The sequence below is a fragment of the Streptomyces katrae genome (genome assembly GCF_000966975.1).
In the GTDB taxonomy this organism is placed as follows: domain Bacteria; phylum Actinomycetota; class Actinomycetes; order Streptomycetales; family Streptomycetaceae; genus Streptomyces; species Streptomyces katrae.
The window spans coordinates 1-7,688 of the sequence record NZ_JZWV01000196.1 but is presented as its reverse complement, the minus strand read 5'-3'; the positions used below and the strand labels follow the sequence as shown (position 1 = coordinate 7,688).

Annotated in this window: 6 protein-coding genes and 2 pseudogenes; 6 read left to right on the top strand and 2 right to left on the bottom strand. The window is 74.2% G+C overall.

All coding sequences use genetic code 11. The annotated features are described in order from the left end of the window. Positions 1-61 precede the first annotated feature (61 nt). Both VR44_RS09085 and VR44_RS09080 read right to left on the bottom strand, forming a co-directional pair. Positions 62-343, bottom strand: coding sequence for an Lrp/AsnC family transcriptional regulator (locus VR44_RS09085; RefSeq protein ID WP_007263678.1), 282 nt, complete (start codon positions 341-343; stop codon positions 62-64). Beyond that, positions 340-985: pseudogene (locus VR44_RS09080) on the bottom strand (rhomboid family intramembrane serine protease). The gene VR44_RS09085 and the pseudogene VR44_RS09080 overlap by 4 nt, the downstream one beginning before the upstream one ends. A gap of 125 nt (positions 986-1,110) precedes the next feature. Between VR44_RS09080 and VR44_RS09075 the strand changes: the two are divergent. The 6 genes and pseudogenes from VR44_RS09075 to VR44_RS09050 all read left to right on the top strand — a co-directional run bounded on the left by VR44_RS09075 (position 1,111) and on the right by VR44_RS09050 (position 7,651). After that, positions 1,111-1,353: a hypothetical protein gene (locus VR44_RS09075; protein WP_042813634.1), complete on the top strand. Its 243-nt coding sequence runs from the start codon at positions 1,111-1,113 to the stop codon at positions 1,351-1,353. 39 nt (positions 1,354-1,392) lie between these two features. Then, positions 1,393-2,718, top strand: coding sequence for an NYN domain-containing protein (locus VR44_RS09070; protein WP_045946892.1), 1,326 nt, complete (start codon positions 1,393-1,395; stop codon positions 2,716-2,718). Positions 2,719-2,972: 254 nt separating this feature from the next. After that, a complete protein-coding gene (locus VR44_RS09065; protein WP_045946891.1) occupies positions 2,973-4,025 on the top strand; it encodes a C40 family peptidase in 1,053 nt (350 codons plus the stop codon). 240 nt (positions 4,026-4,265) lie between these two features. Beyond that, a complete protein-coding gene (locus tag VR44_RS09060; RefSeq protein ID WP_045946890.1) occupies positions 4,266-5,321 on the top strand; it encodes a C40 family peptidase in 1,056 nt (351 codons plus the stop codon). 25 nt (positions 5,322-5,346) lie between these two features. Continuing rightward, on the top strand, positions 5,347-6,471 hold the full coding sequence (locus VR44_RS09055; RefSeq protein ID WP_045946889.1) for a hypothetical protein: 1,125 nt from the start codon (positions 5,347-5,349) through the stop codon (positions 6,469-6,471). A gap of 21 nt (positions 6,472-6,492) precedes the next feature. Then, positions 6,493-7,651: pseudogene (locus VR44_RS09050) on the top strand (glycosyltransferase family 4 protein). Positions 7,652-7,688 lie beyond the last annotated feature (37 nt).

Below are 7,688 nucleotides of genomic sequence, written 5' to 3'. Positions count from 1 at the left end.
AATTCCAGCCCCGCCGGCGATTGAGGCGGAAACGGTGAAAGGGCGGGGCGGGGAGAGGAACCTACGCGTCCAGGCCGATGGCGAAGGCGGCTTCGAGGTCGTGCTGGGAGTACGTGCGGAACGCGACGTGCGTGTCCGTGGCCTCGACGCCGGGGATCTTGCTGATCCGGCCGGGGATGATGTCCGCCAGGTTCTCGTGACGGGCCACACGCACCAGCGCGATCAGGTCGTACGTACCGGTGACGGAGTAGACCTCGCTGACACTGTCCAGCTGGGCGATGGACTCGGCGATCTCGGGGATCCGGTCCACGCTGGTCTTGATGAGCACGATCGCGGTGATCACGGTTGGCTGTCTCCCTCGCCGGCAGTGACTGTCCGCCTCACTCTAGTCGTACGGCGATAACGCGCCCACGCGTAGCAGAACCCCACGGAGAACCCCACCACATGGGCGAGATAGGCCACCCCCGGCCCGCTCCCCGCCCGGTGCGCGGCCAGCCACTGCAGCCCGGGCCCGCGGGAACAGGCACAGGAACGCGCCCAGCGCCGCCGAGATCGCGCCCGACGCCCCGACCAGGGTCTGGTCCGAGGAGGCGTTGGCGGCGGCGTACACGGCCAGGGCCACGTACCCGGTGCAGAGGTAGAAGACGAGGAACGCCGGCCGGCCCATCCGCTGCTCCGTCATGGCGCCGAAGACGTAGAGGAAGAGCATGTTCCCCAGCAGGTGCAGCCAGCTGCCGTGGACGAAGAGGGCCGTCAGCGGGGTCAGCAGGGGGCGCGCGGCCCCCGAGAAGAGCTCGTCCGGGACCACGCCCCAGTGCCGGAAGTAGGCCGTCCCCGTCTCCATCAGCCGCTCGCCCGTCCCGAACGACGGGTTCAGGCCAGAGGCCGGGCTCGCCAGGAACGCCGCGCAGCAGCCGGCGATCAGCGCGTAGGTGACCACGGGGCCCCGCGCCGCGTCGCGCAGGGCCCGCCACTTTACGATCATGCGACAGAGCATGACGCAGGCGGACCCCCCTGAGGGTGGTGCCAGGCCGTAGGGTTACGTGCTGCGGTCCGCTGACCGCCGCGGAAGGCTTTAATTGAATGAGCTACGAAGGAGAGAGCGGCCTGATGACGACGGTTCCCCTGCCGACCGACACCACCCGGTGGCGCTGCACCCTGTGCGGCAACCTCACGCGGTTCGATGTCACCCGATCGTCGAAGGTCGTGGAGTACGTCCACCTCGACCTTGCCGGGGAGCCCAAGGTCGAGGAGCGCGAGGTGGTCAGTGAGACCATCGAGTCGGTCCGCTGCCGCTGGTGCAACGCGGTGGACCAGATCGAGCTCGTCGACAGGCCGGGCACCGACTCCTGACGGAGCCGGGCCCACAGTAGATCACGGTAGGGGTGACGGATTGTGGAGCCAGCAAGCGGCGCCGGGCCCGCCGACGCGGCCCGCGACGCCGCGGAGGTCCTCGACCGCCCGCTGCCGGAAGGCGTGCGGCGCCGGGTCGTCTCGCTCGTCTCGGACGCCTTCGGCGGTCTGACGGTCGCCGACCTCCCGGCGCAGCTGCGCCAGTACGCCCGGTTCACCCCGACGCGGCGCGCCAAGTTCGCGGGCAACGCGATGGCCGCCGCTGTGGAGAGCGACGGGGTCTTCCGCAGCCGGGTCGCGGAGAAGGTGCGCGAGGCGCAGCCCGAACTGGCCGGGGCACTGGAGTCGGGTGCCCCGCCGGCCGCCGCGGACCCGCTGGACGTGGCGGCCGCAGCGTACGTGCTGAGGCCGGCCGGCTGGGTCAAGCTGGTGGCCGCCGCGGGCGAGGAGGCGCAGCGCGCCGACGCCGAGCGGGTCGGTGACGAGAACCGGCGCGAACTGGAACGCCTGCGCGAGGAGCTGACGCAGCTGCGCGAGGCGCAGCGCAGCGGCGGCGAGCAGGTGCGGGCCGAGCTGGACGCCGCCCGCAAGGAAGCGGAATCGCTTCAGCGCAAGCTGCGCAGCGCCCTGAGCGACGTCAAGCGGGGCGAGGCGGCCCTGCGCAAGCTCGGCGGCGAGATCGACGGGATCCGTGCCGAGGCGGCCGCGCAGGTGGCCGCCGCCGAGAGCGAGTCCCGGCGGCTGAAGTCCCGTCTGGCGGAGGCCGAGTCGGCGCTGGAGACCGCGCGCCGGGCCACCCGTGAGGGGCGCAGCGTCGACGCGGCGGCGGGGCTGCGCCGTGAACTGGCGCTGCCGCCGGTGTCGACGCGGCCCGCGGACACCGTGGAGGCCGTGGAGCCGGGCCGGATGACCCCGAAGGACATCGCGGCGCGCGCCCTGTCGGAGACCGATCCGGCGCTGCTGGACCAGCTGTTGGCGCTGCCGCAGGCGCATCTGGTGGTCGACGGCTACAACGTGACGAAGACCGGCTATCCGACGATGCCGCTGGAGAAGCAGCGGCTGCGGCTGCTGGGCGGGCTGTCGATGCTGGCCGCGCAGACCGGCGCCGAGATGACGTGCGTCTTCGACGGGGCGGAGCTGGCGGCCCCGGTGCTGCTCGCGCCGCCGCGCGGGGTGCGGGTGCTGTTCTCCAAGGCCGGTGTGACGGCGGACGAGTTGATCCGCCAGCTGGTGCGCGCCGAGCCGCCCGGCCGTCCGGTGGTCGTGGTCTCCACCGACCGCGAGGTGGCCGACGGGGTGGCGAAGGCGGGGGCCCGGCCCGTGGCTTCGGCCCTGCTGCTCAAGCGGCTGGCGAGGGTTTCATAGCGCTTGGCGGCTTGTGCGTCAGTTGTAACTGATGGGGCTGATGCCCGAATTGACGGTGCGTCCGGGCGACGCACCGTCAAGGGGGCGGCACGCTGCGTGGGCGCTGGGTAAAGAAGCCGGAAGCCGTGCGGATTTTTACGTTCCGGGATTTGAAGTGATCACAGACGGGTCACTAGGGTCTGCTCAAACCTCCGTTCGGTAGGTCACTCATTCGGGGTGTCGACGGAGGCTTGCTGCCTAAGGAGCTCGCGTCCGTGGCGTCCCACCGTCGACCCAAGCCGCCGACCCGCACCCGCGTGAGCGTCCTCACCGCCCTCGCCACCGCGGCCGTCGCCCTCTCCTCCCAGTCGGCCATGGCCGCACCCGCCCCGGACAAGCCGAACAAGGACGAGGTCAAGACCAAGGTCGACGCCCTCTACGAGGAGGCCGAGCAGGCCACCGAGAAGTTCGACGGGGCCAAGGACCGCCAGGACAAGCTGGAGAAGGAGATCGGCTACCTCCAGGACCAGGTGGCCCGCGGCCAGGCCGACCTCAACGACCTGCGCAACACGCTCGGTTCCCTCGCCACGGCCCAGTACCGCGGCGGCGGCATCGACCCGTCCGTGGAACTGCTCCTCTCCGGCGACCCGCAGAAGTACCTCGACAACGCCTCCACCCTCCAGCAGCTGAGCGGCCGGCAGGTCGAGGCGATAGCCAGGATCCAGGCCAAGCAGCGGGAACTCGCGCAGCAGCGCGCGGAAGCCACCGCCAAGCTCACCGACCTGGACGCCGTGCGCAAGGAACTGGCCGAGAAGAAGGCGACCGCCCAGAGCAAGCTCGCCGAGGCCCAGGCCCTCCTCAACACCCTCACCGCCGAACAGCGCGGCGAGCTCAAGAACGACGCGGCCAAGGACGGCGCGGCCGCCGCGAAGGCCGCCGGAGGCGGCACCGGCGCCAAGCCCGGCGCCGCCAAGGGATCGGGCCGGGCCGGGGCCGCCCTCGCCGCCGCCATCACCCAGGAGGGCGACGCCTACCACATGGGCGACACGGGTCCCAACTCCTGGGACTGCTCCGGCCTGACCCAGTGGGCCTACGCCCAGGCCGGCGTCAGCATCAGCCGCACCACCTACACCCAGGTCAACGACGGCACCCGCATCGGCCGCAGCGAACTCCAGCCCGGCGACCTGGTCTTCTTCTACAGCGACCTGCACCACGTCGGGCTCTACGCCGGCAACGGCCAGGTCTTCCACGCCTCCAACCCGACCGGCGGCGTGCGCTACGAAGCCATGAGCAACATGCCCTTCCAGTTCGGCGTCCGCGTCGGCTGACCCTTCCGCTCCCGGCAGGACGCGCCGCACACCGCCCATCCGGGCGAATTGCGCGGACCCGCCCTGACCTCACGCCCCGCCCCTGACCTGTGTCAGAGGCGGGGCGTCGTCGTACGGCCCCTCCGACGGCCGTTGGCTGGTGCGTGGCCGCGCGGCTACTGTCTGCCAGCGCGGAACCCGGCACACGGCCGTCCACGGGGGGCGGACCCGGGCCCGCACAGCGGAAGGGAGCGGTGCCACGTGGGATCCCATCGCCGGCCCGGCAGCGGCGGCCTCGACCGGAACGCCAAGCTCACCGTCCTGACCGCCGCCGCGGCCACCGCCGCCGTGGCCATGACCGGCGCCCCCGCCGGAGCCGCGCCCAACCTCCCGCAGGACCCCGCCACGAGCTCCCGCGCCCAGGTCGACCGGCTCTTCGAAGAAGCCGAGCAGGCCACCGAGAAGTTCAACCGGGCGGGCGAGAAGGCCGACGCGCTGCGCGCCGAGATCAGCCGCGCCCAGGACGCCGTCGCCCGCGCCCAGGACCGCGTCAACACCATGCGCGGGGTCCTCGGCACCTTCGCCGGCGCCCAGTACCGCTCCGGCGGCCTCGACCCCACCGTCGAGCTGATGCTCTCCGAGGACCCCGGCGCCTACCTCGACAAGGCCGCCGTCCTCGACCGGCTCAGCGGCCGCCAGACCGAGCAGCTCGCCGAACTCCGCGAGGAACAGCGCCGCATCGGCCGGCAGCGGCAGGAAGCCTCCCGCAAACTCGCCGAACTGGAGGCCCTGCGCACCGAGGTGGCCACCCAGAAGCGCGCCGTCACCGCGAAGCTCGCCGACGCCCGCAGGCTCCTCGAAGCCATGCCCTCCGAGGAACGCGCCGACTTCGAGCGGGCCTCCCGCTCCGGCGGCCGCGCCGACGCCCTGCCGGACCTCCCCGACCTGCCCCCGGGCGGCGGCCACGCCTCGGGCCGGGCCATGACCGCCGTGATGGCCGCCCGGGCCGCCGTCGGCAAGCCGTACGTGTGGGGCTCCACCGGACCCTCCGGCTTCGACTGCTCCGGGCTGATGGTCTGGTCGTACCGGCAGGCGGGCGTCTCCCTGCCGCGCACCTCGCAGGCACAGCGGTACGCGGGCCGGCGGGTGCCGCTCTCGCAGGCCCAGCCGGGCGACCTGGTCACCTACCGCTCGGACGCCAGCCACGTCGCCATGTACGTCGGCAACGGGCAGGTCATCCACGCCCCCTACCCCGGCGCCCGGGTCCGCTACGACCCCGTCGGGATGATGCCGGTGTCCTCGGTCACCCGGCCCTGACCCCCGCCCTGCGTACGATCGGCGGATGGATCCCGTCCGCCGCACCCTCGTACGCCTGCTCGCGGCGGCCCTGTGCGCGCTCGCGCCCCTGGCCGGGTGCTCGGCGCCCGCCCCGCCCGTCGACGCCCAGGTACGGCGGGCCGTCGCCGACTGGGCGGCGGCCCCGCCGCAGCGGCTCTCCGGGATCCCCCTGGAGGGCTGGTCCTACGAGGTCACCTCGGTCCGCCAGGAGGGCGCCCGCGCCTACGCGCACGCCGAGCTGCGCTACCGGCTCGCCGGCTACGACACCGCCCCCGCCGGGTCCGCCCGTGAGCTGGTGCTGACCCGCGACGGCAGCCGTACGGCCTGGCGGGTCACCGACGAACGGCCCTCCCCGGGGGCCCCGGAACAGCTCTGGGACCAGCCGGATCCCGTCGCCGTCGTCCGGGGCGCGCACTCCCTCGTCCTCGGCGTCCGCCAGAGCCCGCAGACCCTGTCGGAGATCGCCGCCGAGGCCGACCGGGCGGTCCCCGCGGTGAGCGCCGCCTGGCCGGGCCCGTGGGCGCGGCGGGTGGTGGTACTGGTCCCCGCCTCCCTGGACGCGATGGCGGCACTGCTGGGCCGGCCCGCCGACACCTACCGGGGCATGGGGGCCGTCACCACGGGCGCCACCGGCCGCGGGCCCGCCCCCGCGGACCGGGTCGTGGTCAACCCCGCCGGCTACGCGGAGCTCTCACAGGCCGGCCGGCAGATCGTCCTCACCCACGAGACCACCCACGTCGCGACCCGCGCCGCCACCTCCGCCCGGACCCCGCAGTGGCTCTCCGAGGGCTTCGCGGACTGGGCCGCGTACCGCGACAGCGCGCCGGCCCCGGCCGAGGCCGCTCCCACCCTCGCCCGGGCCGTCCGGCTCGGCGACCTGCCGCCCGCCCTCCCCGCCGACGAGGCCTTCGCCTTCGGGGGCGACCAGGAGGCCATGGCCCGCGCCTACGAGGGCGCCTGGCTCGCCTGCCGGCTCGTCGCCGCGCGCTGGGGGGACGCGGCCCTGGTCCGCCTATACGAGCTCGCGGGCCGCGAACCCCTGCCGGCCGCCCTCGACCAGGCCCTGGGCACCGACCTGCCCGGCCTGACGAAGGCCTGGCAGCAGACGCTGCGCGAGGACCTCCGCTAGCGGTCGGGTACGTTGGCCGGGATGCACAAGACGCTGATCGTGACCAACGACTTCCCGCCGCGCCCGGGCGGCATCCAGGCCTTCCTGCACAACATGGCGCTGCGGCTCGACCCGGAACGGGTCGTCGTCTACGCCTCCACCTGGAAGCACGGCGCGGAGGGCCGCGAGGCCACCGCCGCCTTCGACGCCGAGCAGCCCTTCACCGTCGTGCGCGACCGCACCACGATGCTGCTGCCCACCCCGCGCGTCACCCGGCGGGCGGTGTCCCTGCCGGGCGGTGTCCCTGCTGCGCGAACACGGCTGCGAGTCGGTCTGGTTCGGAGCGGCCGCCCCGCTGGGCCTGATGGGCCCGGCACTGCGCAGGGCCGGCGCGCGGCGGCTGGTCGCCACCACCCACGGGCACGAGGCGGGCTGGGCGCAGCTGCCGGCCGCGCGGCAGCTGCTGCGGCGGATCGGCGAGGGCACGGACACCCTCACCTACCTGGGGGAGTACACCCGCTCGCGGATCGCCTCGGCGGTGTCGGCGTCCGCGGCGGCGAGGATGGTCCAACTCCCGCCCGGCGTGGACGAGAAGACCTTCCACCCCGGCTCGGGCGGCGACGAGGTCCGCGCCCGGCTCGGGCTCAGTGACCGGCCGGTGGTCGTCTGCGTCTCGCGGCTGGTGCCGCGCAAGGGGCAGGACACCCTGATCGAGGCGATGCCGAGGATCCTGGCGGAGGTCCCGGACGCCGTGCTGCTGATCGTCGGCGGCGGCCCGTACGAGGCGCAGCTGCGGACGCTGGCGGGCACGAAGGGGGTCGCGGACTCGGTGGTCTTCACCGGCGCCGTCCCCTGGTCGGAGCTGCCGGCCCACTACGGGGCGGGAGACGTCTTCGCCATGCCCTGCCGGACCCGGCGGGGCGGGCTGGACGTGGAGGGCCTCGGCATCGTCTACCTGGAGGCCTCGGCGACCGGGCTCCCGGTGGTCGCGGGGGACTCGGGCGGGGCGCCGGACGCGGTGCTGCCCGGTGAGACGGGGTGGGTGGTCCGCGGCGGCGACCCGGCCGCCGCCGCGGACCGCATCGTCCCCCTCCTCCAGGATCCGGCCCTCCGCGCCCGCATGGGCGCGGCCGGCCGCGCCTGGGTCGAGCAGAAGTGGCGCTGGGACCTCCTGGCCGACCGCCTCCGCGACCTGCTGTAGCCGCGGCGGCACCGGGGTCCCGCTGCGCGGAGCCGTC

Bases quoted from the DNA above. Each gene is read 5' to 3' on its own strand.
- VR44_RS09075 (WP_042813634.1), top strand. From the start codon at position 1,111: ATGACGACGGTTCCCCTGCCGACCGACACCACCCGGTGGCGCTGCACC.
- VR44_RS09055 (WP_045946889.1), top strand. From the start codon at position 5,347: ATGGATCCCGTCCGCCGCACCCTCGTACGCCTGCTCGCGGCGGCCCTG.